The organism is Acidimicrobiales bacterium (assembly GCA_041394245.1).
Taxonomy (GTDB): Bacteria; Actinomycetota; Acidimicrobiia; order Acidimicrobiales; family Aldehydirespiratoraceae; genus JAJRXC01.
Genome location: JAWKIR010000002.1, coordinates 1,083,296 through 1,107,711 on the forward strand (window position 1 = coordinate 1,083,296; position 24,416 = coordinate 1,107,711).

Annotated in this window: 28 protein-coding genes and 1 tRNA gene; 22 read left to right on the forward strand and 7 right to left on the reverse strand. The window is 68.1% G+C overall.

All coding sequences use genetic code 11. The annotated features are described in order from the left end of the window. Positions 1-23: 23 nt before the first annotated feature. A complete protein-coding gene (locus R2707_05465) occupies positions 24-647 on the reverse strand; it encodes an SCO family protein (protein ID MEZ5244528.1) in 624 nt (207 codons plus the stop codon). 2 nt (positions 648-649) lie between these two features. Next, entirely contained in the window at positions 650-1,024 is a 375-nt protein-coding gene (locus R2707_05470) for a cytochrome c (GenBank protein MEZ5244529.1), read from the reverse strand. A gap of 98 nt (positions 1,025-1,122) precedes the next feature. Between R2707_05470 and R2707_05475 the strand changes: the two genes are divergently transcribed. From R2707_05475 to R2707_05560, 18 genes are all read left to right on the forward strand, one after another. Beyond that, entirely contained in the window at positions 1,123-1,716 is a 594-nt protein-coding gene (locus R2707_05475) for a copper chaperone PCu(A)C (GenBank protein ID MEZ5244530.1), read from the forward strand. Positions 1,717-1,783: 67 nt separating this feature from the next. Continuing rightward, a complete protein-coding gene (locus R2707_05480; protein ID MEZ5244531.1) occupies positions 1,784-2,368 on the forward strand; it encodes a hypothetical protein in 585 nt (194 codons plus the stop codon). Then, the gene (locus tag R2707_05485) at positions 2,365-2,898 is read left to right on the forward strand and encodes a hypothetical protein (protein ID MEZ5244532.1); all 534 of its coding nucleotides are present in this window, start codon (positions 2,365-2,367) and stop codon (positions 2,896-2,898) included. The genes R2707_05480 and R2707_05485 overlap by 4 nt, the downstream gene beginning before the upstream one ends. A gap of 14 nt (positions 2,899-2,912) precedes the next feature. Further along, positions 2,913-4,040, forward strand: a complete 1,128-nt coding sequence (locus tag R2707_05490) for a DUF839 domain-containing protein (GenBank protein ID MEZ5244533.1) — start codon at positions 2,913-2,915, stop codon at positions 4,038-4,040. Positions 4,041-4,090: 50 nt separating this feature from the next. Further along, positions 4,091-5,227 carry a hypothetical protein gene (locus R2707_05495; GenBank protein ID MEZ5244534.1) on the forward strand — a complete coding sequence of 379 codons (1,137 nt, stop codon included), beginning with the start codon at positions 4,091-4,093 and terminating at the stop codon, positions 5,225-5,227. A 74-nt stretch (positions 5,228-5,301) separates the two neighbouring features. Beyond that, a complete protein-coding gene (locus R2707_05500) occupies positions 5,302-6,504 on the forward strand; it encodes a cytochrome P450 (protein MEZ5244535.1) in 1,203 nt (400 codons plus the stop codon). A gap of 61 nt (positions 6,505-6,565) precedes the next feature. After that, entirely contained in the window at positions 6,566-7,978 is a 1,413-nt protein-coding gene (locus tag R2707_05505; GenBank protein ID MEZ5244536.1) for an NAD(P)/FAD-dependent oxidoreductase, read from the forward strand. Further along, complete coding sequence (locus R2707_05510) at positions 7,975-8,934, forward strand: alpha/beta hydrolase (GenBank protein ID MEZ5244537.1); 960 nt, start codon at positions 7,975-7,977, stop codon at positions 8,932-8,934. The genes R2707_05505 and R2707_05510 overlap by 4 nt, the downstream gene beginning before the upstream one ends. Before the next feature lie 20 nt (positions 8,935-8,954). Next, positions 8,955-9,347 carry an MmcQ/YjbR family DNA-binding protein gene (locus R2707_05515; GenBank protein MEZ5244538.1) on the forward strand — a complete coding sequence of 131 codons (393 nt, stop codon included), beginning with the start codon at positions 8,955-8,957 and terminating at the stop codon, positions 9,345-9,347. 115 nt (positions 9,348-9,462) lie between these two features. Next, positions 9,463-9,687: a type II toxin-antitoxin system ParD family antitoxin gene (locus R2707_05520; protein ID MEZ5244539.1), complete on the forward strand. Its 225-nt coding sequence runs from the start codon at positions 9,463-9,465 to the stop codon at positions 9,685-9,687. Positions 9,688-9,696: 9 nt separating this feature from the next. Further along, positions 9,697-10,026 carry a type II toxin-antitoxin system RelE/ParE family toxin gene (locus R2707_05525; protein MEZ5244540.1) on the forward strand — a complete coding sequence of 110 codons (330 nt, stop codon included), beginning with the start codon at positions 9,697-9,699 and terminating at the stop codon, positions 10,024-10,026. Between the two features lie 980 nt (positions 10,027-11,006). Next, positions 11,007-11,600: a TetR/AcrR family transcriptional regulator gene (locus R2707_05530; GenBank protein ID MEZ5244541.1), complete on the forward strand. Its 594-nt coding sequence runs from the start codon at positions 11,007-11,009 to the stop codon at positions 11,598-11,600. 27 nt (positions 11,601-11,627) lie between these two features. Beyond that, positions 11,628-13,247 carry a haloalkane dehalogenase gene (locus R2707_05535; GenBank protein MEZ5244542.1) on the forward strand — a complete coding sequence of 540 codons (1,620 nt, stop codon included), beginning with the start codon at positions 11,628-11,630 and terminating at the stop codon, positions 13,245-13,247. Then, a complete protein-coding gene (locus R2707_05540) occupies positions 13,219-13,428 on the forward strand; it encodes a hypothetical protein (protein MEZ5244543.1) in 210 nt (69 codons plus the stop codon). The genes R2707_05535 and R2707_05540 overlap by 29 nt, the downstream gene beginning before the upstream one ends. 8 nt (positions 13,429-13,436) lie before the next feature. Beyond that, positions 13,437-14,927 carry a hypothetical protein gene (locus tag R2707_05545; GenBank protein MEZ5244544.1) on the forward strand — a complete coding sequence of 497 codons (1,491 nt, stop codon included), beginning with the start codon at positions 13,437-13,439 and terminating at the stop codon, positions 14,925-14,927. Between the two features lie 4 nt (positions 14,928-14,931). Next, positions 14,932-16,026 carry a hypothetical protein gene (locus tag R2707_05550; GenBank protein MEZ5244545.1) on the forward strand — a complete coding sequence of 365 codons (1,095 nt, stop codon included), beginning with the start codon at positions 14,932-14,934 and terminating at the stop codon, positions 16,024-16,026. Between the two features lie 4 nt (positions 16,027-16,030). Further along, entirely contained in the window at positions 16,031-17,023 is a 993-nt protein-coding gene (locus tag R2707_05555) for a hypothetical protein (GenBank protein MEZ5244546.1), read from the forward strand. Further along, positions 17,020-18,099 (forward strand): alpha/beta fold hydrolase, encoded by a 1,080-nt coding sequence (locus R2707_05560; GenBank protein ID MEZ5244547.1) that lies wholly within the window; start codon positions 17,020-17,022, stop codon positions 18,097-18,099. The genes R2707_05555 and R2707_05560 overlap by 4 nt, the downstream gene beginning before the upstream one ends. A 105-nt stretch (positions 18,100-18,204) precedes the next feature. On the opposite strand, the gene R2707_05565 is transcribed toward R2707_05560, so the two are convergent. Continuing rightward, positions 18,205-18,278, reverse strand: a tRNA-Val gene (locus tag R2707_05565). 82 nt (positions 18,279-18,360) lie between these two features. Between R2707_05565 and R2707_05570 the strand changes: the two genes are divergently transcribed. Genes R2707_05570 through R2707_05580 form a run of 3 tightly spaced genes read left to right on the forward strand, consistent with a single transcriptional unit; the run spans position 18,361 to position 20,142 of the window. After that, positions 18,361-18,744, forward strand: coding sequence for a PaaI family thioesterase (locus R2707_05570; GenBank protein ID MEZ5244548.1), 384 nt, complete (start codon positions 18,361-18,363; stop codon positions 18,742-18,744). 19 nt (positions 18,745-18,763) lie between these two features. Beyond that, positions 18,764-19,171, forward strand: a complete 408-nt coding sequence (locus tag R2707_05575) for a PaaI family thioesterase (protein MEZ5244549.1) — start codon at positions 18,764-18,766, stop codon at positions 19,169-19,171. Beyond that, a complete protein-coding gene (locus tag R2707_05580) occupies positions 19,168-20,142 on the forward strand; it encodes a hypothetical protein (GenBank protein MEZ5244550.1) in 975 nt (324 codons plus the stop codon). The genes R2707_05575 and R2707_05580 overlap by 4 nt, the downstream gene beginning before the upstream one ends. A 20-nt stretch (positions 20,143-20,162) precedes the next feature. On the opposite strand, the gene R2707_05585 is transcribed toward R2707_05580, so the two are convergent. Genes R2707_05585 through R2707_05595 form a run of 3 tightly spaced genes read right to left on the reverse strand, consistent with a single transcriptional unit; the run spans position 20,163 to position 23,268 of the window. Further along, positions 20,163-21,941, reverse strand: a complete 1,779-nt coding sequence (locus R2707_05585; GenBank protein MEZ5244551.1) for a PQQ-dependent sugar dehydrogenase — start codon at positions 21,939-21,941, stop codon at positions 20,163-20,165. A gap of 25 nt (positions 21,942-21,966) precedes the next feature. Then, complete coding sequence (locus R2707_05590) at positions 21,967-22,494, reverse strand: NUDIX domain-containing protein (protein MEZ5244552.1); 528 nt, start codon at positions 22,492-22,494, stop codon at positions 21,967-21,969. Positions 22,495-22,503: 9 nt separating this feature from the next. Next, positions 22,504-23,268: an inositol monophosphatase gene (locus R2707_05595; protein MEZ5244553.1), complete on the reverse strand. Its 765-nt coding sequence runs from the start codon at positions 23,266-23,268 to the stop codon at positions 22,504-22,506. A gap of 82 nt (positions 23,269-23,350) precedes the next feature. Here R2707_05595 and R2707_05600 point away from each other — a divergent pair, with 82 nt between their 5' ends. Further along, positions 23,351-23,914 (forward strand): hypothetical protein, encoded by a 564-nt coding sequence (locus R2707_05600; GenBank protein MEZ5244554.1) that lies wholly within the window; start codon positions 23,351-23,353, stop codon positions 23,912-23,914. Between the two features lie 17 nt (positions 23,915-23,931). On the opposite strand, the gene R2707_05605 is transcribed toward R2707_05600, so the two are convergent. Beyond that, entirely contained in the window at positions 23,932-24,378 is a 447-nt protein-coding gene (locus R2707_05605; protein ID MEZ5244555.1) for a peroxiredoxin, read from the reverse strand. Between the last annotated feature and the right edge of the window lie 38 nt (positions 24,379-24,416).

Below are 24,416 nucleotides of genomic sequence, written 5' to 3' on the forward strand. Positions count from 1 at the left end.
CCGAACGCGCCGCGCCATCAGGTTCACGCTTGATCGAGCAAGAGCCCGATGTCGTGCTGGTAGTCGGCGGCGGGCACTCCGAAGGGCCAGGTGAGGACGAGCCGACCAGTGTCGTCGACGGCGTAGAGGAAACCCGTGTGGAAGACCTCGGGCTCGCCGTCGTCGTTGATCTCGACCCCGTAGGACGCGCCGAAGGCGTCGGCGGCGGCCCGGAGGCGTTCGTCGTCGGTGGTCACGAGCGCGTGGGCGTCGGGGACGAAGGTCTGCACGTAGCCGGTGAGCACCTCGGCGCTGTCGCGGGCCGGGTCGATGGTGGCCATGGCCAGGCTCACGCGTTCGGCGTCGGCGGCGTCGAGCCCGCCGATGGCCCGCTGGACGTCGGCCATCGTCGTCGGGCACACGTCGGGACACGAGGTGTAGCCGAAGTAGACGAGCAGCAGCTCGCCGTCGGCGGCTTCGAAGGTGAAGTCGGCGCCGTCGGCCGTCACATCCGGCAGGGAGAACCCGGACACATCGGGCGCAGGGGTGCGCACGATCCCGCGGAGGCTGTCGGCTTCGCCGTCATCTCCGCAGGCGACAGCGATCGATGCGACGGAGATCCCCAGGAGCAGGAGTCCCGAGCGGAATTGATGTTCGAGGGCGGGCATGGTCAGCGTCCTCCGATGTAGGCGACGACGGCTTCGGCCTCGTCCTGGGTGAGATCGTTCGGCGGCATGCGCAGGTTGTAGCCCGCGACGAGATCGGCTGACGGGTCGAGGATCGAACGAAGCAGGTAGGCCTCGTCGGCGACCACCACGGAACCGTCGGCGAGCTCGACCTCGGAGCCCGCGAGACCGGTCCAGGCCGGACCTGCCCCGCCTCGACCCTGATCGCCGTGACAGGACTGACAGCCCTTCGCCTCGACGACTCGGAGTCCTTCGGCCTCGTCCGGGGTGAGGTTCGCCGCCGGATCGTACTGCGCGCCACAGCCGACCACGGCGAAGGCGAGAACCGCGGAGAAGAACAGCCGGCACAGAGATGTCACGTCTGGGTAGTCGCTGCGGCACCCATTCCAGTTCCCCGATTCCGCGCAGCCGGAAGATTCTCGGGAACCAGAACCCCCGCAGCACCGACTAGCTCCGCATGAAACGCATTCCCTTCCTCGCCCGTGTTCTCGTCGCCGTTGCGGCCGTCGGCTTGTTGGCCGGCGCCTGCGGGGACGACGACGAAGCCACCGACAGCAGTAGCGAACAACCCGCGAGCGAACTGCTCACCATCACCGATCCCTGGTCGCGTCAGCCCGCCGACGGTCAGACGGCGACCGCCGTCTACGGCGTGCTCTCCAACCCGAGCGACACCGACGTGCGGGTGGTGTCGGCCGCGTCCCCCGTCACCGGGACCGTGGAACTCCACGAGACCCTCATGGACGATGACGGCGTCATGAGCATGCAGGAAGTCGAAGAGGGCTTTGTCGTTCCTGCCGGTGGCGAGTTCACCTTCGAGCCGGGCGGTCCCCACATCATGCTGCTCGGCATCGATCCGGCGACCTACCCGACCACCGTCGAGATCACGCTCACGTTCGATTCCGGCGATCCGCTGACCTTTTCCGCCGAGGTCCGAGAAGTCGAGAGCTCCATGGACATGGGCGACAGCGACATGAGCCACGACGACATGGGCGACAGCGACATGAGCGACAGCGACATGGACATGGACATGGACATGGACGAGGCCGGCTGACGCCGATCGACGTCGCCCGCTACCATCGGGCCTCGATTGCCGTCAGAGCTGCACGGAGGACTGTGCGATGGGAACGCTTCGTTTGCGCCGCCTCGCGGTCACCCTCGCCGTGGGCCTGTTGGCCGCCGCGTGCAGCCAGCCGATCGAGATCATCGGGCAGGGCGACGTCGTGTCCGAGAGCGGCGCGCGGGACTGCTCGTTCGAGGACCACCAGACCGGCGCTCCCAACTGCACCGACAACGTCATCACCGGTGCGTACGACGAGACCTACCGGGCCGAAGCCCGTCCGGGCTGGCACTTCCACCGGTGGGCGAGCTACTGCACCGAGGCGACCGACAACACCTGCAGCTTCGACATCTCGGCCGATGTCGTCGCCCAGGCCTTCGGTCAGAGTGTGCCCCCGCTCGTCGCGGTGTTCCGGCCCGACGTCGTCACCGGGTTCGACTCACTGTTCATCGGGCACAGCTTCTTCGTCCCCTTCGCGGACGGCATGGCGATCCACGCCCCCGATGCCGGATTCACGGACCACACCCAGTCGGTCGTCTTCTCGGGGGTGCGTCGGGAGCGCCCGAGGCGCTGTGGAACAACACGACGAAGCGGACGCAGATCCAGGGGATCCTCGAGGGCGGTGACGTCGAACTGTTCGGCATGACCTACCACCCCGACTACCCATCGCTCACCGGGTACCGCAACTGGATCGACGAGGCGCTGGCGGCCAATCCCGACACCCGGATCTTCGTCGCCCTGCCGTGGCTGCCGACCCCGGCCAGCTTCGGCGCGGCGAACTTCGCTTCGATCTGGCATGGCGCGCACGACACGCTCTTCCACACCCTGATCGACGATCTCCGGGCCGAGTATCCGGGCATCGACATCTTCGGCATCCCCTACGGTCAGGCCGCGGTCGAGCTGTACTCCCTCTACGACGCCGGCCAGCTGCCCGACGTCGACACCCTGGTGAGCAGCACCGGCGATGCCGTCTTCCGCGACGCGTTCGGGCACGCCGACGACATCCTGGTGGAGCTCGGTCGGCTCGTGTGGCTCCGGGCCGTCTACGGCGTCGACCTGTCGACCTACGACTACGACCCGGGATACACGACCGACCTCAAGGCGATCGCCGACGCGATCATGGACGAGCACGACCCCGCCTACGACGCGCCGTGGCTTCCGACCGCCGGACAGTGAACGGCGTGGTCCCGATGGATCACCTCGGGCGGCGCGACTTCCTACGCCTCACCTCGCACGGCACGATCGCCCTCGCGGTCGGAGGGGCATCGCTCGTGCTGGCCGCCTGCGACCCGGTCGACCTCGCCCCGGCCGACGCCTCGGGGCTTCGGCTCCACCCGTTCTTCACCAGTCGCGTGATCGCGACCACCGGCGAGCAGGTGGCGGGCACGAACCACATCTGGCACACCAACCCCGATGGCGGCGCCTGCTTCCCGGCACCGGACGGCGGGTGGACCTACGTCAGCAACAGCGAGAGCCTTCCCGGCGGTGTGGGATTCGTGAGGTTCGCCGCCGACGGGACGATCGTCGAGGCAGGCAGCTCGTTGACCGGTTCGATCGGAAACTGCGCCGGCGGGGCGACCCCGTGGGGAACCTGGCTGAGTTGCGAGGAGTGGTTCGGGGGCCGGGTCTGGGAATGCGATCCGACCGGTGCCACACCGGCGGTCGTGCGTGGCGCGATGGGGCTGTTCACCCACGAGGCCGCGGCCGCAGACTCGGTGAACGAGGTCATCTACCTCACCGAGGACCGCCCCGACAGCGCCCTGTACCGCTTCGTGCCCGACACCTGGGGCGACCTCTCGTCGGGCGCCCTGGAGGTGCTCACCGAGACGTCCGGGGTGTTGAGTTGGCAGGTGGTCCCGGACCCCGACGGCAACCCGACGCCGACGAAGGACCAGGTCGCCGACACGGTGCGCTTCGACGGCGGCGAGGGCGCGGCGATGACCGAGGGCCGACTCGCGTTCTCGACCAAGGGTGACGGTCGGGTCTGGCTCTACGACCCCACGGCCAACACGCTCGACATCGTCTACGAGTCCGGTGTGCAGGCCGGCGAACTCACCAACGTCGACAACGTCGCGACGTCGTCGAGCGGTGTCATCTACGTGGCCGAGGACGGCGGCGACCTCCAGCTCGTCCTGGTACGAGAAGACGGCTCGACGTTCCCCGTGCTCCAGCTCACGGGCGTGCCCGGCACCGAGATCACCGGACCGGCCTTCAACCCGGCCGGTGATCGACTCTACTTCTCGTCGCAGCGCAACCCGGGCCGGACCTACGAAGTCAGCGGTCCGTGGGCCGCGTTCACCGACCCCGGACCACTCTGACACCTCGAACGCCGTCGACTACGGTCGGGCCGAGGAGCAAGGGGACGCGGATGCGGAATCGATTCTCGATGTTCGCTGCGGTGACGGTGTTGGCGCTCGTCACGGGGGGTTGCACGCTGTACGGATGGGGGTCCAACGGCGTCGGCCAGCTCGGCGACGGGACGCCGCTGGATCGCTCGCAACCGGTCGCCGCGGCCCGAAACCCCGATTGGCTCACTGTCGCCGCGGGATCGGGCTTCACGTGCGCAGTGTCGAAGTCCGGATCGCTCTACTGCTGGGGACTCAACTCCGACGGCCGGGCGGGTGCCCCCGCGACCCCGAGCAGCCTCGTCCCCCGACGGATCGGTGCACAGTCCGACTGGTCCCAGGTGGCGGCGGGCGCAGCGCACGGATGCGCCATCCGCGCCGGAGGGCAGCTCTACTGCTGGGGATTCAACGGTGACGGCCGTCTGGGTCTGGGCACCACCGGCGAGGCCCAACCGCCGTCACGGGTCGGCACCGCCACGGACTGGACGCAGGTCACGACGGGCGGCAGCCACACCTGCGCTGTCCGCGGTGGCCGCGACCTGTACTGCTGGGGGACCAACGATGTCGGCCAGCTGGGCGACGGAACGACGACGGACCGTTCGTCACCCACGCCGGTCGGCACCGGCTCCGGGTGGCGCAGCGTGAGCGCAGGGCATCAGCACACCTGTGCGATCCGCGACGACCGCGTCGCCTTGTGCTGGGGCGACAACGACTCGGGCCGGTTGGGCGACGGCACCGAGACCGACCGCCCCTCCCCCACCCCCGAGGCGTCGGGTGGTCAGTGGCGACAGATCTCCGCCGGGAGTGCCCACACGTGTGCGATTCGTGTCGACGGCGGCTTGTTCTGCTGGGGCGCCGGCCTCTCCGGTCGACTGGGTGACGGCGCCCAGGTCGACCGGTTCACGGCCACCCGGGAATCGACGGGGTCCACGTGGAATTCCGTGAGCGCGGGCGGTGCCCACACCTGCGCGGTGGCATCGACCCGCTGGCTGTACTGCTGGGGCGACAACGGTGCAGGCCAGCTCGGCGACGGCACGCAGACCGCACGATCGAACCCCACCGTGATCGGCGAGGACTTCGGTGGCTACGTCGAGCCGCTGCGCGACTGGATCGTCGTCAGCGCCGGGTCGAGCCACACGCAAGGCCTGCGCGACGTCTGATCACTCGGTTCCACCGGGATGCGGACGCCGCACGATGCTGCCATGATCACGTCCGCCGATCACAAGGGGGCGCCGTGAACCAGCAGGTCGAATCATCCGTTGCGTACGACCCGTACGACGTGGGCATCAATGCCGACCCGTATCCGGTGTTCGGTCGACTCCGCCGGGAGGCGCCCCTCTACTACAACGAGGAGTTCGACTTCTACGCGGTCAGCCGCTTCGACGACGTCGAACGGGGTCTGCGCGACAACGTCAACCTGATCTCCGGACGCGGCGCGATCCTCGAGCTGATCCAGGCCGACATCGAGTTGCCGTCGGGCACGGTCATCTTCGAGGACCCGCCGACCCACACGATGCATCGCAAGCTGATGTCGCGGATGTTCACGCCGAAGAAGGTCGCCGCGCTGGAACCCCAGATCCGACAATTCTGCGCCCGGGCACTCGACCCGCTCGTCGGCGGCGACCGCTTCGACTTCGTCAAGGACCTCGGCGACCACATGCCGATGCGGGTGATCGGCATGCTCCTCGGCATTCCCGAGGACGACCAGGAGGATCTGCGTCGGGGCGCCGACGGTGGACTGCGCACGGAGGCGGGCAAGCCGATGGAGTTCTCGACGGAGGCGCTCACCAACGAGCGGTTCGCCGAGTACCTCGACTGGCGGGTCGACCATCCCTCCGACGACATCATGACCGAGCTCCTGACGGTCGAGTTCGAGGACGAAACGGGAACCGTCCGCCGGTTGGATCGTGACGAACTGCTCACCTACATCACCGTGATCGCCGGGGCCGGGAGCGAGACCACCACCCGGCTCATCAGCTGGATCGGCAAGGTGCTCGCCGACCATCCCGACCAACGGCGAGCGATCGTCGAGGACCGCTCCCTCATCCCCGCGGCGGTCGAGGAGGTCCTTCGTTTCGAACCACCGGCGCCCCACGTGGGCCGCTATGTCGCCAATGACGTCGAGTTCCAGGGTCGGACGGTGCCGGCCGGCAGCGCCATCCTGCTGTTGCCGGGCGCCGCGAACCGCGACGAGGAACGTTGGCACGACAGCGAACGGTTCGACATCCACCGCGACGCGATCCCCCACGTCGCGTTCGGCTACGGACCCCACTACTGCCTCGGCGCATCGCTAGCCCGCATCGAAGGCCAGATCGCGCTCGACGAGGTCCTCCGTCGCTTTCCGGAGTGGGAGGTCGACCACGACCACGCCCGCCTGTCCCCCACGTCGACCGTGCGCGGTTGGGAGACCCTCCCGGTCGTCGTCCGCTCGGCCTGAGGCCGGCGGCGCAGCGTCGTCCCCGCTGCCCTAAGGTCCGGCGCACGTCGACAGGGGGAACATGACCGCAGCGAGCATCACCGCCGACTACGTGATCAAGGGGGCAGGGGCGGTCGGAATGGCCTTCGCCGACTCGGTCTTCACCGAGACCGATGCCACGATCGTGCTCGTCGATCGCAACGACCGGCCGGGCGGGCACTGGAACGACGCCTATCCCTTCGTCCGGCTCCACCAGCCGTCGAGCTCCTACGGCGTGAACTCGGCGCCGCTCGGTTCGGCGCAAATCGACGAGCTCGGGCTCAACGCCGGCTACGAGGAGCTGGCCTCGGGCCAGGAGGTGTTGCACCACTTCGACGGAGTGATGCGGCGCCGGCTGCTGCCGTCCGGACGGGTTCGCCACTTCCCCATGAGCGAGATCGACGACGACGGCGTCGTGACGTCGCTCGTGTCGGGTGAACGCTTCCGCGTCGACGCCGGCCGATTCGTGGACGCGACCCACTCGGCCATGAAGGTCCCGTCCACGACTCCGCCGTCGTATGCCGTGGCGCCCGAGCTCACCTGCATCCCGCCGAACGGCCTGCCCCGGACCGCGGCGGGCTTCGACGAGTACGTGGTCATCGGCGCCGGCAAGACCGGGATGGACACGTGCATCTGGCTGCTCGGCAACGGCGCGCGCCCCGATCAGATCCGGTGGATCGTCCCCCGCGACTCGTGGGTGCTGAACCGGGCCAACTTCCAGCCGGGCGCCGCGTCGTTCGCGCGATTCTGCAAGAGCATCGCCGATCAGGCCGAGGCGGTCGCGCGGGCCGAGACGCCCCGCGACGTCTTCGCTCGTCTCGAAGCCGCCGACGAGCTCCGCCGCATCGATCCGACGATCGAGCCGGGTGCCTACCACTGCGCGATCCTCAGCGACGGCGAACTCGCCGAGCTGCGCCGCATCGAGGGCGTCGTGCGCATGGGTCGTGTCCTCGCCCTCCACGCCGACCGCATCGAGCTCGAACACGGCGAGGTCCCCACCGGTCCGCGCACCCTGCACATCGACTGTTCGGCCGCCGGCATCCCCACACACCCGGCCACACCCGTCTTCGACGGTGAGCGGATCACGCTGCAATGGGTCCGCACCTGCCAACCCACGTTCAGCGCGGCGATGACCGGATTCGTGGAGTCGACCTTCGCCGACGACGCGACGAAGAACCGGATCTGCACGCCGATCGTGCCGCCCACCGTCCCGGGCGACTGGTTGCGGATGTTCCGGGTGGAGCTGGGCAATCGGGCGTGTTGGAACGAGTACCGGGAGATCGACGACTGGCTGGCGGGATCACGACTCGACGTCTTCACGAAGACCAGTCGGGAACGACTGGGCGTCGACACCGAGGCCGCCGAGCACATCGGCCGCTACCTCACCAACATCGCGCCGGCGATCGACAACCTCGAGCGGTTCCTGGCCGACCCCACGACCATCGTCTCCGCATGACCGAGGAACGGTTCGTCCAGAACGGCGACATCACGCTGCGGGTCGAGGTGACCGGTGAAGGGCCGACGATCCTCTGCGTGCACGGCTGGCCCGAGCTCGCCTACTCGTGGCGTCACCAGGTCGACCACTTCGCGTCACGGGGTCATCGGGTCGCGGCGATGGACGTCCGCGGCTACGGCGGGAGCTCGGTGCCGGTCGACGTCGAGCGCTACACGCTGCGGGAACTGGCCGGCGACGTCGCGGCGGTCGCGCGAGCACTCGACGACGAACCGGTCGTCCTGGTCGGCCACGACTGGGGTGCCCCGATCGTCTGGAACACGGCGATCCGCCATCCCGACCGCGTCCGTGCGGTCGCCGGGCTCAGCGTTCCCCACTCGCCGCAGCTTCCGATCTCGCTGGTCGACATCTTCGACCAGTTGTACGCCGACCGGTTCTTCTACATGCTCTACTTCCAGGAGCCGGGGGTGGCGGAACACGACTTCGGTGTCGACCTACGCGCCGCGTTGCAGCGCGTCTACTTCGCGCTCTCGGGCGAGGCGCCGCCCGGCAGCTTCTCGCCCGACGCACCACGCGGTGCGTCGTTGCTTCCCGAGCTCCCCGATCCTCCCGCCGGTCCCCTCGGGTTCCTCGACCAGGACGACCTCGACGTCTACGTCCGGGCCTTCGAACGCACCGGCATGGTCGGCGCGTTCAACCGGTACCGGGCGACGGGGCTGGACGTGGAAGCGTCGGCCGACATCGTCGGCGCCACCGTCGATCAGCCGTCCTGTTTCATCGGCGGCGAGCTCGACATGGTGCGCACGATGATCCCCGGGGTCGATTCGTTCGCCGATCCCGGGTCGGGTTGCACCGATTTCCGCGGCAGCACGATCGTGGCGGGGGCCGGCCACTGGGTCCAGCAGGAAGCACCCGCCGAGGTGAACGCAGCCCTCGAGGCCTTCCTCGCCTCCGTGTGAATCCGTCGTACTCTGGGGTGGTGGCGCACGCGCAGATGTTCGACGACGACGATCCCCTGCTGGCTCGCGTGCGGGCCGCCGCCGCCGGCTTCCCCGGAGCGAGCGAGAAGGTGTCGCACGGCCGCCCTGCGTTCTTCACCAAGAAGGTGTTCGCCTACTACGGCGGCTCCATCCGGGTCGGAGAGGAGTGGGTGCAGCACCCGCAGGCGATCGTGGTGCTGCCGGACGAGGACGACCGGCTCGCCCTCGGAGAGGATCCGCGGGTCTTCATCCCCGCCTACCTCGGTCCGTCGGGATGGATCGGCTTCGACCTCCACAAGGGGGACGACTGGGACGAGGTGGTCGAGCTCCTGGATGCGTCGTTTCGGCGCACCGCGCCGCGTCGCCTGATCGACGAGCTCGACTCGAGGTAGCCGCAGAATCTCATCAGGAGGGCACCTGGAGGGGAACGGCAACAGGGTGCGAGCAGGCGATGGGGAATCGTTGGCAAACTTTGCCAAGACTGGCTACCGTGAAGCCGTGACCACGATGAACATCTCGCTCCCGGATGAGCTCCGCTCCTTCGTCGACACGCAGGTCAATGAGGGCAGCTACGGCTCCACCAGCGAATACGTCCGTGAGCTCATCCGGCGCGACTTCGATCGTCGACAGCTTCGAACCGCGCTCCTCGAAGGGGCTCGGGGGCCCGTCACCGCCAACGCCGACGCCGCCTACTTCGCGTCACTTCGAGACCGAGCGCGAGCGACGGACTGAGTCCCCGGAGTGCACGCTGAGCTTCGTGCAGCCGCGGAGCGAGACGTCGACGAAGCGGTGGCCTACTACCGCGATGAAGCCGGGTCGCAGACGGCGCTCGACTTCATCGACTCGCTCGAAGCAGCGATTGCGCACCTCTGCGCCTATCCGCTCAGCGGATCCCTCCGGTTCGCCTTCGAACTTGACATCCCCGACCTGAGGAGCTGGACCCTCCAGCGATTTGCCTACCTCGTCTTCTACGTCCCCGACGACGGCCGCATCGACATCTGGCGAGTCCTGCACGGAAGCCGCGACATCCCCGCCTTCTTGGCTGGCGACCCGGACAGCCCCGGTTCCTGAGCCGCGCGGACCCGCGCGAACGCTGGCAGGTTCACAGCGCGCTTCAGGCACCCGTGACGAAAGGCCGGATCTCGCTCGGAGTAGGAACCGGGAGGGGTTCGCCGAAGCTGTAGACCTCCAACGAGTCGAAGTAGCCATCGGCCACGAACAGGATGAGACCGCCTGGCGGATCAGCTGAGAGCACCGCAGCCTCGCCCGGCACAGGCCGGCTCTTGGTGACTGGTGCGGGTGGGACTGCTTGTCGCTCCATTCGCAGGTCGATCGTGCCGCGGCCACACTGGCAACCTCGCCGTGCCTCGGCGAAAGGGATCTGGTCGCGCAGCTGACGAGCACCCGCGTAGTCGAGTGAGGTGAGGACTTGGAGTAGTGCCACCTCGTTCTCGCCAACGTTCCCGATCGTCGGTCACCTCGTCCTCCGCGGCATGGCCACCCGACAAATCTGCCCACACCGATCGGACTCGATCAGTCCGTCGGTCCGCACGCCGCGGTTTGAAAGAGCGCGTTAGGTCCCGAAGCGACGGAACGGGTCGCGTGGGCTCTGACCTGCACGAACGTTGTGAAATCACAACGAGTGGACGCTAGAGGACAGCTTTCAAATCCTGAATGGCCTAGTGAGGGCGTTGTGCCCTCCCGATATCGCGCCGAAAGCGGTGGTTATACCACAGCGAGTCCTCGGCGGGCGCGACAGAAGCAAACCAGGCTCTCCGTCCCTCAGATCGAAGATCTCGTCCGAGAACGCGCGGCAGGTGTTTCGATCCAGGAACTCGCCGAGCGATTCGGCATCCACCGCACCACCGTCGCGGCGCATCTCCGCCGACGGGCAACCGCTTGAATCGCCAACTCACGACCTGCGCGAGGTCGGGGGCGGCACATCGGGGATGCGCAGATGGCAGGCACTCTTACTCGACTCTCACTGTGAGAGTGCTACTCTCACCGATGTGAGAGTGAAACTCTCATGAGCTCGACACCGGAGCGACACTATGAGCGACGAATCCACCGCCATCCGCCGTCCACCTCCGACCGCGCGTCGGGAGGCGGCGGTCGACGCGTTCGTCGATCTCCTCCTCGAGGGGCGGACGCCTCGGCCGGAGGAGGTCGCCGACCGGGCCGGTGTCTCGATGGCGACGCTGTATCGCTACTTCACCAGCCTCGATGAACTGCGTCACGACGCGATGGTCCGGGTGCTGGAACGATTCCCCCATCTCCTCACCGTCCCGCAGATCGGTGTCGGATCACGGCAGCAGCGGATCCGCCGCTTCGTGAAGGCAAGGCTCGATCTCCACGAGACCCTCCATCCGCTTGCGCTCCTGCAGCGGGCCTCTGCGTTCGGCGACGTCGGCGCAGCCACGATGGTCACCAACTCGCGGACGTTGATGGCCGATCAGATCCGGCTCCACTTCGACGACGAGCTGCGCACCCTTCCTCCCGCCCGGCGCGAGGGCACGATCCTCGCGCTGGAGATGCTCACCTCGGTCGAGTCCTGGCAGTCGTTCCGCGTGAGCCACGACCAGACGGTCGCCCGCACCCGACGAGCGTGGACCGACGCCGTCGACCAACTGCTTCCGACCCCCTAGTCCCCCACGACCAACCAGAGGATCACCATGCACCCCACCATCCGCCGAGTTCTGGCCTGCTTCATTGCCGTCATCACGTTCGCAACGGCGTGCGGCGACGACGCTCCCAACACCGAGCCGGTCTCCGAACCGAGCGACGACGACCCGTCCGACAACGAAGAAGTGGCAACGGAGTCCGAGTCGACCGGGGCCGAGTCCACTTCGACTGCGGCGGTACCGTGCGATGCCGAGCCGGAGGTGTTGACGACGGCGGACGGGGTCGACTTCGTCCGCACTCCCGACGCCTGTTTCGAGGAGCTGCCGGATTGGCCCTACGAGCCGCAGTACGTCGAGATCGACGGGCTCCGCCAGGCCTATGTCGACGACGGGCCGACCGACGGCGAGGTGGTACTGCTGTTGCACGGGCAGCCCTCGTGGTCGTACCTGTACCGCGACATGATCCCCGCACTGGCCGACGCCGGCTACCGCGTGATCGCCATGGACCACCTCGGCATGGGCCGATCCGACAAGCCGATCGAGCGCGACGCCTACTCCTATCTCGGCCACAACGACCGTCTCGAAGCCTTCATCGACGAACTGGCGCTGGCCGACATCAACCTGTTCGTCCAGGACTGGGGCAGCGTCGTCGGGCTCCGAGTAGCCGGACTGAACCCCGACCTCTTCGCCACCATCGCCGTCGGCGACGGGATGTTGCCCAACATTCCGGCGGGCGCCGAGTTGTTCCCGCCGGTGGACAACCCCGACGTACTGGCCGACATCCCGTCGCCGTTCGCGGCAATCCCGGAACAACAGGTCCCCTTCTTCGATGGCTGCGAACTGCTCGTCGGTGGCGATGACGTCGGGGGCGGGGCCGGCGACTTCGGTAGCTGGATCGTCTACTCGATGACCGCCGAGACGTTCCACGCCTCCGAGGTGGTCGAGGCGATGACGTGGTTCGATCTGACGCCGGAGGAGGAGGCCGCCTACGACGCGCCCTTCCCGAGCCGGATCTACATGGGCGGGCCCCGCACCTTCCCGTCGCTGGTCAACGAGGTACCCGGTGAGACCGCAGAGGCGTGGGAGGGTCTGATGGCTTTCGAGAAGCCGTTCCTCACCCTTTGGGCCGCCAACGACCCGGGCAACCTCGGCCAGTGCGCCACCCAGCAAAACCTCATCGACTCGGTACCCGGCGCCGCCGGCCAACCCCACGACCGCCTCGCCGAGGCCAGCCACTTCCTCCAGGACGACCAGGGAACCGAGATCGCCACCCGTCTCGTCGACTGGTACCAGTCGCTACTGGAAGTTGGCACCGAGCGGGTCGGCTTCGAGCTCCTCCAGCGCATGGACGACGGCACGCTCCGCGCCTGGGTCTCAGCGGACCCGATGACCCTCGAGCAGTTCGAGGCCATCGAGCTCCCTCCGGGCTGGATCAAGAACCAGCCCCGGGAGTCGTCCGTCGACGGCGGCGTTCGACGCCTCGCCTGGTGCCGACGAGGTCGTGTTCGAGGAGTACTTCGGGTTCCGTTGGTTCCACTCGGCGACCGTCGTCGAGGTCGGTGTGCCGGTCGACGACGAGGGCCTGCTGTCGGGCGCGCTCGTCGAGAAGGTCCACGAGATCAGCTACGAGCCGGGCAGCACCGTGTTCGCGCTGGTCTCCCCCGAAGGTGAGACCTACGTGCGGATCGGCCGCGACGCCGGGCGAACGACCGACGAGGCGACCCTGCCCACCGGCTGGGAAGTGGTCGAGATCGACATGCCCGACGGCTTCACCACGATGCTCCCCGTGCCGACCCTCGTCATCCGAACCGACAACGAGGACTCCTACCAGGGCCCGGTGAACGGGCTGTGAGGTGGTGGATGGCGCTGTTCGTCGGCGTGGTCGTGGTGACGGCCTGCAGCGACGACACCGACGCCACACCGGCTCCCGAGGTTGAGCCGAGTGCGCCCGCTGCGGATGATGCCGCCCCGACTCCGGAGAACACGTCGAACGTGGAGCCGGAATCCGGGACCGACCGCGAACTCCTGGGCTACCGGGCGTCGCTGTATCCGACCGACTTCCCGACCGAGCGCAAGAGCCTCAGCGGCACCCACGAGATCGTCGACGCCGGCTTTCCTCGCGACGTCACGATCGACGACATCGAGAGCGAGACGATCGAGATGCCCTACCCGGCCCTGATGTACACCCGCGATGACGACGAGATCTTCGTGATCGGTGGCACCCCGCTGGCGATCGACAACTACGTGAGCCTGATCGACGGTCTTCCGCCGGGGGAGAACGAGACGAATCCGTACTTCGCCAAGTACGACCCGACGACCGGGAACATCGTCTACCTCGAACTGGATCGGGGGTCGGGCGTTCCCTACCTCGGCGGCGCCCTCGTGCACGCCGACAGCTACATCTACGTCGTGTCGCAGTCCCATTTGTACCGGGTGGAGCCGGAGTCGATGACGATCGAGGCGTCGGTCGATCTGCCGACCGACGGCCCGGCGACGGTCTACAACGGCCTGGCCGTGAGCCGCACCGGACAGCTGATCCTCAAGTCACTGTCGTTCACGGGAGGAGTCGCGCAGCTGTCGCTCGTCGACCCGGCGACCCTGGAGACCGTCTTCTCCCTCGACTGCGACTGCCGCTCACCGCGACTCACCCTCGCGGTCGACGACAACGGCGTCGAGCACCTGTATCACCTCAACCGCGAACAGACCTTCCGCTACATCGTCGAACAGGACTCGCTGACACTGGACGAGACGTGGATCGCCCGCTCTGACCCCGACGGCACCGGGACCAACCGGGAGCCGACCTCACCGGTCGTCGTCGACGGCCAGGTCTTCTACACCACCAACACCAGCGTCGACGCGACGCTGCCGATGCGGGTGTTCTGGCAAGACCAGAACGCCACCTACACCCCGGACATGCCGCCCCTGCAAGGCCCACTCCTGTTCGAGGACCCCGACGATCGCGCCGGCTGGAGCTTCTCGGGACTTGCGGCGGACGAGGCCACCGGCATCTTCATGGCCGTCGACCAACAACGAGGCCTGACCAACGCCTTCCGCCCGACCGACGACGGCGGGATCGACATCCTCTGGCAGCGAAAGCTCCGGGTGAGCGCCAGCAACACCCATGTGACCGATCGCCAGATGGTCTACCTGACCGACTTCGTCGACGGCTCGAACCACCTCGTGGTCCTCGACCTGTTGACCGGCGAGGAAATCGTGCGGGTCCCGACCCCGGCCACCCGGGCGACGATCGGAGCGATACTCGTCACTGCCGACGGCGACGTCTACCTCGCCAGCAACGAACCCGGAGAGCCCACCGGGTTCCTCGTTCGAATGTCCGTCTCCCAGGAGTAGCGCCATGCCCCGACTCCTTGCCGTCGTCCTCGCCCTCACGCTGACCGCCACCGCCTGCGGCGACGATGCCGACAGCGACTCCCCCGCCGCCGATGTCGTCGCAGACGAGCCCGCAACGCCGTCGACGACCGAACCGCCGTCGACCACCGCACCGACCACAACGCAAGCACCCGTGGAGTCGGAAGCGTTCCCGCTCTCCGATGCGTTGTGCGACGACCCCGCCAACATGACGACCCTGCTCGAGTCACCAGCCGCCGACGCGGCCCTCTCCGCCGGAGAGTTCAACGCTGACGAGATCGAGCGGATGGCCGCCGCACCGACCGACGGCCCGATCTACCTGTTCACCGCGACCTCGTACCGGGAGTCCGCCGAATACCCCGACAGCCGCGACAGCGATCTCACCGGCCGGGACGCGGCCGAGTTGCACGACCCCGCCGAGCTCCTCACCGCCATCGGCGCCCGAACCGTGTACGAGGCCGACGTCGACAACCAGATCGACGGCGACGACATCGTCTGGGAGTCGATCACCATCGTCGAGTACCCGTGCCCGGTCGCCCTCCTCACGATGATCACGCACCCGGACTACCAGGCCAGCGCCATCAACAAGACGGCCGGTGCCGACAGGAGCGTCTCGATCGTGGCGGAGCCCCTCCCCATCCCACCGCCCAACGATCCGGACCAGTCCGAGGCCGCCTTTCCACCCACGGCCGAGGACCCGTCATTCGATCTGATCCATCTGATGGACTTCCACGACATCGCCCAGTACGAACCCGGCGCAAACGAGCCGGAGCGGACCGGGCGAGAGGCCTGGGAGACGTACCAAGCCGGCGGCACCGGACCCTCGGCCCAACTGGGTCACTACCCGACCGCCGTGCTGGAGGTCCAAGGAGTCCTGTCCGGCGACGATCGCACCTTCGACCAGATCTTGATGGTGCACATGTCCAGCAGAGCCGGCTTCCAGGCACTGCTCGACGACAACACCCGCCAAGACGGCCGCTACCACCGCTACGCCGCCCTCCAGAACAACTACTCGATGATCACCTACCCAGACCTCTCCCAGATCCCGTACGCGGGCAGCGGCGCGGAACCCCAGGAGTAACGCCATGCCCAGAGCCCTCGCAATCCTCGTCGCCATCGCCGTGCTGGCCACCGCCTGCGGTGCCGACGCTGTCGACACCACCGCCGACGCCGTCGCCGATCCCGACCCGGCACCCTCGACCACCGAGTCAATCGAGACGACCACCTCCACCACCGTGCCGCCGACGACAACGGTCACACCGGCGACCACCACCTCCACGACGGCGGACACTGCAGCGAACGGGCCGAGCTTCGGTCAGCTCGATGCCGACCTCCTGCCGAGCCTGCTCCAGTCGGGATACGACGGTCCGTTCTTCATGATCAACCTGATCGAGTTCCGCGACCAGGCCGTCTACGCCGACGGACGCGAAACCGACCTCACCGGCGAGGAGGCCAACAACATCTACGGAAAGACCGGCGTCCAGGTGCTCATCGGAGCCGGCATGCGACCGGCCCTGCAAGGACGAGTCGTCCCCGACCCGGCCGCCCCGACCACCCCCGCCTGGGACCAGGTCGCCATCGCCCGGTACCCGAGCTACCGGGAGTTCCTCGCGATGACCCAGAACCCGGCCTTCCAGGAAGGCGTCGAGCACAAGGATGCCGGCGTCGCAGTTACGACCGTCATGCCGTCGCTCCGAATCGGCGACGCCCCGTTGCGCACTGAACTGCCACCGGCCGACGACCCGGTGGTGCTGTTCGAACTCTTCTCCCACGACGGCACCGGCACCGCTGACCGGCCCGATCCCCTGACCGACTACCTCGACGGCCTCGCCGCGTCAGCGACAGGCGCCGGGGGCATCGCCCTCGGCTCGTACGACGTGCAGGGCACGATGATCGGCGACGGCCGGGAGTGGGACGAAGCCCACCTCTGGTGGTTCGCCGACCAGGCCGATCTCGACGCGCTCCTGACCGGCCCTGACCTCGGCGACCTCACCGCCGCCCGCGACGACGCCCTCGCCGATCACTACCGGCTCGTCCTCGACGGCGTGAACGTCGAACCCCTCGGGCGGGAACCGTGACCGGCGCCGATAGCGGGCGCCTGACCCGACGCCGGCTCCTCGAGCTGGGCGGACTCGCCGGAGCAGCGGCGCTCGTCGGCTGCAGCGACGACACGACACCCGACGCTGCGCCGACGACCACCAGCGCATCACCGCCGAGCACGACCACATCACCGCCGACCACGTCACCACCCACCACCACGGAGGTCTCACCCGTGCCCGAGTTCGTCCGCACACCCGACGAGCGGTTCGAAGGGCTGGTCGGTTTCGACTACGAGCCGCACTACCTCCAGACCGCCGAAGGCCTCCGGCTCCACTACCTCGACGAAGGCCCCGGCGACGCCGGCGTCGCCCTGCTCCTGCACGGCGAACCGACCTGGAGCTACCTCTACCGCAACGTCATCCCGACCCTGGCCGGCGCCGGCTACCGCTGCATCGCCCCCGACCACATCGGCTTCGGCAAGAGCGACAAGGTCATCGAGGACGACTGGTACACCCTCGACGCCCACGTCGCCACCCTCCAGCACGTCATCGAGGAGCTCGACCTCAGGCAGATCACCCTGCTGTGCCAGGACTGGGGCGGACCCAACGGGTTGATCACCGCCGTCGACCTGCCCGACCGCTTCCAGCGGCTCGTCGTGATGAACACATGGCTGCACCACGACGGCTACGACTACACCGACCGGCTCATCGAGTGGAACACCCTCAGCCAGACCCCCGGCTTCGACTTCGGGGTCGTTGGCTTCCAGATGGCGCCGTGGAGCGTCGACGACGCACCGACACTCCACGCCGCCTACGCCGCACCGTTCACCGACGAAGCCTCCAAGACCGGCGCCCGACGCTGGCCCTGGATGCTCCCGTTCGCGGAGCCGGAGACCGGCGGCGCCGACCGCCAAGCCGCCGCCTACGCCGCCCTCGCCGACTGGGACGGCCCCGTCAACGTCATCTTCGGCGACTCCGACGATGTCTTCACCGCCGAATGGGGCCGACAGTTCGCCGACCGCCTCGGCGCCACCTTCGACCTGCTACCCGGAGTCGGCCACTTCGTCCAGGAAACCGGGCCCCTCGTGGCCGAACTCATCCTCGAACGTGCATGAGCGCCGAGACCCGAAGGCGACGGGCGAGACCAACGTGTGCAATCTCAGACCCTGCCGCTGACCAGGGGTTCTTCACGCAACCGTTGTCGTTTCGACAACGACGAGTGGGCGCAGAGGGACTCGAACCCCCGACATCTTCCTTGTAAGGGAAGCGCTCTAGCCAACTGAGCTATGCGCCCGGAGCCTCGAAACTAAGGGGCCGGCGGCGAATCCACCACCTCTTTGGGACGAGCACACGGGCCGGGCGTAGGGTGCATCGCCATGAGTGACTACACGCCGTTCCCGCTGGAGGAGTTCCTCGGCTTCACGATCGAGCGCCGCGACGGCGTCGCGGTGGCGACGCTCGAGCTCGACGAGCGGCACATGAACCCCAACGCGATGGCCCACGGCGCCGTGGCCTTCACGCTGATGGACACCGCCATGGGCGGCGCCGTGATGAGCGTGATCCCGGAGGGATCGTTCTGCGCGACGATCGAGTTCCACACCCGCTTCCACCGTGGCGCGACCGAGGGGACGCTCTCGGCCGAGGCGAAGGTGATCACCGCAGGCCGTCGGGTCGTGCACCTCGAAGCTCGCACCACCGACGGTGAAGGACGACTGGTCGCCAGTGCCACGGCGAGCTTCGCCGTGATCCAGCCTCGCTGATCGGCGAGACTGCACCGCCATGAACGTCGCCGAGCTCAATGCCTTCTTCGGGCCACTCGCCCCCGGACTCCACGGCGTGGTGTTCGACGAGGCCACCGACGAGCGCGTCGTCGGCCACATCGACGTGACCGCGCCACTGATCGCCGGCACCGGCTTCCTGTTCGCCCCCGCCGTGATCTCGTTGGCCGACACGCTGTGCGCGGCGGGATGCGGCAACCACATCCCCGAAGGCCACAGCTTCACCACCGTGGAGCTCAAGGCCAACTTCCTCTCGAGCGCCCGCGTGGGCGAGCGGGTGGTCGGGGTCGCGACAGCAGCACATCTCGGCCGGCAGACCCACGTCTGGGACGTCGAGGTGACCAACGAGACAACGGAGCGAACGATGGCCCTCTTCCGGTGCACACAGATGGTCTTGAGCCCTCGATGAGACGTCTCGCGGCCCTCACAGCCCTCGTGCTCCTCGTCGGCGCCTGCTCGTCGGACGCCGACGACGCGACGCCGACCACCTCCACCTCGGCCGCCTCGACGACGACCGTCGCGACCACGACGACCGGGACGACACCGGACGAGACGACCACCACCGCCCCGCCCGCCGTCGAGATCGAGCTCCTCACCTACAACGTGGCCGGCCTCCCCGACCTGCTGTCGGGCAGTGAACCGGCGACCAACACGCCGCTGATCGGGCCCCGGCTCAACGACTACGACATCGTGCTCGTGCAGGAATCGTGGCTGACACCTGCCGACACCCCAGATGACCAGCGGACATACCACGAGATCTTGGTCGAACTGGCCGATCACGAGTTCGAGTCCGAGTCGCTCCCGGCGCCGCTCGGCACCGACCCCGAACGTCCCTCCGCGGCGCTCAGCGACGGACTCAACCGGTTCAGCGACTTCCCGTTCACCCCCGTCGAACGTCACCGATGGACGACGTGCGGTGAGGCGTCGGCCGACTGCCTGTCGCTCAAGGGGTTCTCCGTCGCGACGACCACGCTCGCCGACGGCATCGAGGTCGACATCTACAACCTCCACCTCGATGCCGGACGAGCCGACTTCGAGATCCGAGCCGACAACGTCGCTGAGCTGACCGCCCACATCCTCGAGAACTCCGCTGGCCGCGCCGTCGTCGTCGCCGGTGACTTCAACCTCCACCTCGACCGCGACCCCGATGCCGACCAGTTCGCGTCCCTCCTCGCCGACACGGGCCTGAGCGACGTCTGCGCCGAACTCGGCTGCGACGACCCCAACCGGATCGACAAGGTGCTGTTCCGCTCCGGCGACGGCGTCGACATCACGCCGCTCGAGTGGCGCAACGACGCCGACGCGTTCACCCGCGACGATGGCGAACCACTGTCCGACCACGACCCGGTCATGGCCCGACTGCGATTCGAGCCAGCCTGAAACGGCGCCGATCGCCGGGATCAGCCGACGGCGATGATCTTCGAGATCCGCCCGGAATGGGAGATCGCGTAGACCTCGCCGTCGAGATCCTGCACGAACGACGTCACCGAACCACCCGGCACGTTGGTGCCGAACCAGATCGCGCCGCCGCTGAACTCGTCGTTGTCGCCCCGCAGCTCCGGGTCCTTGTAGTCCGCCCACAGATACGTACCGTTGAGGCCGACGATGTCGTCGCCCCGATACACGAACCCGCCGGTGACCGAACCACCCTCCGGCCCGTTGGTCGTGTACTCGTAGGTGGGCCCGACATGGGCTTCGCTCGTGGGGGAACCCGGCTCGTGCTGCCGACTCCCCTCCCAGGTGTCCCAACCGAGGTTGGCGCCGAGGCCTCCGCCGAGTGCGGCTTCGAGCCGGGTGATCTCTTCGCGATTGTCCTGGCCGACATCGGCCACCCACAGGTCACCCGTGCCCGTGTCGAACGAGAACTTCCACGGATTGCGAACGCCGACGGCGAAGATCTGGTCGAAGCCGGGGATAGCACCGAAGAACGGATTCGTCGGCGGGATCGAGTAGCCGGGTCCGCCCGACGGATCGACACGGAGGATCTTCCCGAGCAGGGTGTTGATGTTCTGACCGTTCTCCAATGGGTCGCCGCCGGAGCCACCGTCCCCGAATGAGGCGTAGAGGTAGCCGTCGGGGCCGAAGGCGATGTGGCCTCCGTTGTGGTTGTTGAACGGCTGGTCGACGTCGAACAGCTCGTCGGGACTGCCGAACGGGGCACCACCGAAGAGCGAGTACTCGAGCACCACCGATCGTTGCGCGGCAATCGGGTCCGTCGCAGTGAACGACAGGTAGATGTGGGATCCATCGGGCGACACCGCAACACCGAGCAGACCGCACTCGTTGCAACCGGTGAGGTCGTAGCCGCCCGGTATCGACCACACGACCGAGGCGCCGGCACCCCAGTCGGGCACCCCAGACTTCCCGGGCACCCGCAGCAGGGTTCCTCCCTGCTCCGCGATGTACATCGAACCGTCGATCGGGTGCACGGCCGCGGCCACCGGGACCGAAAGGCCGCTCAGGACGGTGTCGAATCCGAGATCCAGATCGGCGGGATCGATGATGCCGTCGGCCAGCAGGTTGAGGCGGTACAGGAACGTCACCGCTTCCGCCCTCGTGATCGACCGGTCGGGGTCATACGTCGTCGGCGTCGTTCCCGTCGTGAGACCACGCCACTTGAGCCAGTCGACGGCGGCCTCGTAGAACGAACCGTCGACCACGTCGCCGAACCCGCTCGTCGGCGCGCCCGCGGGTTCGCCGGCCAACCGGAAGAGGAACGTTGCGAATTCGGCCCGGGTGAGCGAACCGTTGGGGGCATAGGCGGTCGGCGTCCGCCCGGTCGTGAGGCCCTCGCTCCAGAGCCAGTCGACCGCCGCCTCGTAGAACGACGGCGTGACCACATCTTGGAACGGAGCCGCGCCGCTCGCCGTGGGTTCGCACACCATGCGCCACAGGAAGGTCGCGAACTGGGCTCGGGTCACAAGAGCGTCGGGCGAGAAGCTCGAGGCGCTGGTCCCCGTCGTGATCTCGTTGAGCGCGGCCCAACCGACGGCGTTCGAATAGAAGCGGCCGGGAGCGACATCGGTGAAACCGTGCGAACCCACCGCGTTGACGAGACACGAACCCGGCGTGTAGCCGTCGACCGATCCCGACGCCGACGACGTCGCGTTGGCAGGGCTCGCCGCCAGCAGACCCACTCCCAGCGTGAGGACGACGAACGCGGCAGCAACGGATCTCATGGCGCGCGAACGTACTCCGCAGCTGTCAGCTGTCGTCGTCGGCCATGAACCGCAGCGACGATCCGCCGGCCGCGACCTGGCGGGCGAGGGCCATCACCTCGCGTGTCTCGTCCTCGAGGTCGGGAGTCTCCGACGGGTGGAACCAACCGAGTCCGGCCAGCTCAACGGTCGTGATCTCGATCGCGTCGGGGTCGATGCCATCGGCGAGTGCCACCCGGAAGATCGTCTCGATGCGCCGGTGTTCGGGGTCGACGACGACCCATCCGCCGCCCACGATCTCGACGGTGAGGCCGAGCTCCTCGCGGATCTCGCGGACCACAGTCGTCCTCGGGTCCTCGCCTCGGTCGACGAGCCCGCCCGGCAACGCCCAGCCCTTGCGGTAGATCGGACGAACGAAGAGCCATCGGCCGTCGTCGCGTTCCACGATGGCGACGGACCCGGCGGTCCACGACGGTCGGATGGTGCGGATGAGCCAACGCCGGAACGCTTTCGGCAGCACGCCGAACAGTCGGAAGGCCGTTCGCTTGAGGCTGGCCGACGGTCCCGAGTTCACCCGCCGAGGCTAGTTCGCCGGGGCCTCGCCGGTCCGGAGGGTCGCCAGCGCGCCCAACAGCGCCGACGGGGCCGCGATCGGCGAACGCCGAGCGAGGTGGTCGACGACGACCAACTCCCTGCCTTCGGCATCGACCATCTCCACGCCGACCTCGGCACAGATCAGCAGCGCGCCCAGGTAGTCCCACACTCCGAGACCGCCGTCGAAATCGACATAGGCGGCGAAGCGGCCGTCGGCGACCGCGCACAGGTCGAGCGCCGTCGCGCCCATGCATCGGAACTGCGCCCAGCCGGCATCGGTCGGAGGCACACCGTTGACCGCAACGATCGCATCGGCCATCGCGATTCCGGGTCGCCGGGCCAGCGCCTGACCGTTGCGGCGCGCCCCCCCGCCCCGCACCGCCTCGAATCGGTCGCCCGATGCGTGGTCATGCACCACGGCAACCAACGGCCCCGCGGCATCGACGACACAAAGGCTCGTCGCGAACCAGGGCAGGCCGATCGACGCGTTGGTCGAACCGTCGAGCGGATCGACCACCGCGACCGGCCACGCCCCCAGGTCGTCACCGTGACCCGCACCCAGGCCGCTCTCCTCGCTGAGGACCCTGATGCCGGCCTGGCCCAGGACCTCGAGAACCGCCGCGTCGGCGACCAGGTCGGATGCGTACTGACCGGAGCGAAGGCCGGACGGTCCCCAGTCGACGCCGACGGCCAGAGCCGCGACCACGCGGTCGGCGGCGCGGTGCAGCACCTCGAGTATCTCGTCAGCGGTCACCGGCGCAGTGAACCACGCCGCCGGGCACTCGGCACGGACTCGGGCGTCGTTTCCCGACGAATTCCGTGGCAGGCTTGGAGCAATGGCAGTGATCGACCTCCAGGGCTTCGTCGCAGATCTCAAGGACCACGTCGCCGAACACGGCTTCCACGTACACGACGAACGCCACTTCATCGAGACCTACACCAACCGCCAGACGTGGGAGATCGACCTCCATCCGGACCGTGCCTGCGACGGCCCACTCGACATGCACGTCGCGCTCGAGGTCGACCCCCGCTCCCTGATCCACTTCGAGGACGAGGTGACAGAGGTCGGCGAGATGGGCGAGCCGTCGAACGACATCAAGCTCCCGGTCACCCTGAGCTTCGCGCTCCCGCCGCTGCCGGCCGGACCTGACCTACTCGTCCTCGCCACCGACCTCGCCGGCATCGGCGGCACCGATCTTCCGCTCGAAGTCAGCGCCGTCGACTCGTTCGCCGCCGTCACCGACGCTGCCGAACGCGCCGTCAGCATCGTCGCCCGCGTCGAGGTCCCACTCGCGCAGATCTATCTCGGCCAGGAGGTGCTGTGCGACGTGCTCGACCGGTGCCAGAAGGTCGGCGAGTTCCTGCTCGATCGCGCCCCTGCCTGGCTCGACGAGATCTGACCCTCTTGCTCGCCCCGTCAGCGCGCCCGGAGGGCCTCGAGCGCCTCGTCGGCGTGGGTGAGCATGTTGGTCTCACTGCGGATGGCCCGCACGAGTCGCCGGTCCGTGTCGATCACGAACGTGGCCCGCTTCGACGGCAGCGGGCCCATCCGCTTCACACCGAACGCCTTCGCCACCTCGCGGTCCGGGTCGGACAGCAACGGGAAGCCCAGTGAGTTCTTGTCGTCGAATTCCTTCTGCCGATCCACCGGATCAGCGCTGATTCCCACTCGCTGCGCTCCGAGTTCCGAGAACTCCGACTGCAGGTCGCGAAAATGGCAGCTTTCCTTCGTTCAACCGGGGGTCATGGCCTTCGGGTAGAAGAACAGCACGATCGGCCCTTCGGCGACGAGGCTGCTGAGCCGCACCGACGCCCCGTGCTGATCGAGGAGCTCGAAGTCGTCGATGATGTCGCCCTCGTTCATGGGCGAACCCTACCGGCGGCACGGGGTACAGGGGTAGC

Excerpts from the sequence above, each read along its gene's own strand:
- R2707_05465 (MEZ5244528.1), bottom strand. The coding sequence starts at position 647 with ATGCCCGCCCTCGAACATCAATTCCGCTCGGGACTCCTGCTCCTGGGG.
- R2707_05475 (MEZ5244530.1), top strand. The coding sequence starts at position 1,123 with ATGAAACGCATTCCCTTCCTCGCCCGTGTTCTCGTCGCCGTTGCGGCC.
- R2707_05480 (MEZ5244531.1), top strand. The coding sequence starts at position 1,784 with ATGGGAACGCTTCGTTTGCGCCGCCTCGCGGTCACCCTCGCCGTGGGC.
- R2707_05485 (MEZ5244532.1), top strand. The coding sequence starts at position 2,365 with ATGACCTACCACCCCGACTACCCATCGCTCACCGGGTACCGCAACTGG.
- R2707_05490 (MEZ5244533.1), top strand. The coding sequence starts at position 2,913 with ATGGATCACCTCGGGCGGCGCGACTTCCTACGCCTCACCTCGCACGGC.
- R2707_05495 (MEZ5244534.1), top strand. The coding sequence starts at position 4,091 with ATGCGGAATCGATTCTCGATGTTCGCTGCGGTGACGGTGTTGGCGCTC.
- R2707_05505 (MEZ5244536.1), top strand. The coding sequence starts at position 6,566 with ATGACCGCAGCGAGCATCACCGCCGACTACGTGATCAAGGGGGCAGGG.
- R2707_05510 (MEZ5244537.1), top strand. The coding sequence starts at position 7,975 with ATGACCGAGGAACGGTTCGTCCAGAACGGCGACATCACGCTGCGGGTC.
- R2707_05520 (MEZ5244539.1), top strand. The coding sequence starts at position 9,463 with ATGAACATCTCGCTCCCGGATGAGCTCCGCTCCTTCGTCGACACGCAG.
- R2707_05530 (MEZ5244541.1), top strand. The coding sequence starts at position 11,007 with ATGAGCGACGAATCCACCGCCATCCGCCGTCCACCTCCGACCGCGCGT.
- R2707_05535 (MEZ5244542.1), top strand. The coding sequence starts at position 11,628 with ATGCACCCCACCATCCGCCGAGTTCTGGCCTGCTTCATTGCCGTCATC.
- R2707_05545 (MEZ5244544.1), top strand. The coding sequence starts at position 13,437 with ATGGCGCTGTTCGTCGGCGTGGTCGTGGTGACGGCCTGCAGCGACGAC.
- R2707_05550 (MEZ5244545.1), top strand. The coding sequence starts at position 14,932 with ATGCCCCGACTCCTTGCCGTCGTCCTCGCCCTCACGCTGACCGCCACC.
- R2707_05555 (MEZ5244546.1), top strand. The coding sequence starts at position 16,031 with ATGCCCAGAGCCCTCGCAATCCTCGTCGCCATCGCCGTGCTGGCCACC.
- R2707_05570 (MEZ5244548.1), top strand. The coding sequence starts at position 18,361 with ATGAGTGACTACACGCCGTTCCCGCTGGAGGAGTTCCTCGGCTTCACG.
- R2707_05575 (MEZ5244549.1), top strand. The coding sequence starts at position 18,764 with ATGAACGTCGCCGAGCTCAATGCCTTCTTCGGGCCACTCGCCCCCGGA.
- R2707_05580 (MEZ5244550.1), top strand. The coding sequence starts at position 19,168 with ATGAGACGTCTCGCGGCCCTCACAGCCCTCGTGCTCCTCGTCGGCGCC.
- R2707_05585 (MEZ5244551.1), bottom strand. The coding sequence starts at position 21,941 with ATGAGATCCGTTGCTGCCGCGTTCGTCGTCCTCACGCTGGGAGTGGGT.
- R2707_05600 (MEZ5244554.1), top strand. The coding sequence starts at position 23,351 with ATGGCAGTGATCGACCTCCAGGGCTTCGTCGCAGATCTCAAGGACCAC.